Origin of the sequence: Curtobacterium sp. P97 (genome assembly GCF_023712445.1) — a bacterium.
Lineage (GTDB): Bacteria > Actinomycetota > Actinomycetes > Actinomycetales > Microbacteriaceae > Curtobacterium.
Genome location: NZ_JAMAYF010000130.1, coordinates 1 through 445 on the forward strand (window position 1 = coordinate 1; position 445 = coordinate 445).

General features: G+C 70.1%; 1 protein-coding gene. It reads right to left on the reverse strand.

Translation table 11 applies throughout. The annotated features are described in order from the left end of the window. On the reverse strand, nt 1-297 hold a 297-nt coding region (locus M3677_RS17290), incomplete at its 3' end, for a hypothetical protein (protein WP_251161180.1). Nucleotides 298-445: the final 148 nt, after the last annotated feature.

Sequence of the window (445 nt, forward strand, 5' to 3'; positions counted from 1 at the left end):
GTCCTGGGGCGTGCCGAGCCCGTACATCCCGTCGCCCGCCGACCCGATGGACACGGTGCCGATGCGGGCCCCGCCGGCGATGAGCTGCTCGTACACCGGGGCCACGTAGAACTCGCCGTTCACCCGTGCATCGGCCGCGATCATGCCGTCGGCGCCCCGGACGAAGTCACGGCCCCGGGCGACGGTGTAGATGCCCACCGTTGCCTCGTCGGAGATGACCTCCTTCTCGACCACCCGGGTCACCATGCCGTCGGCGTCCTTGGCCACGAACGACCACTTGGGGTCGTCGGCCCGCATCGTCAGATCAGACCGTCGAGGTCGCCGAGGGCGGCCACGTAGTCGGAGAACGGGTGGTCGACGTACTGGTCGCTGTTGGCGATCACCAGCTGGTCGTCGCCGTCGATGAGTTCCCGGGCGGCCAGCACCGTGCAGGCAGCCCCCTCGG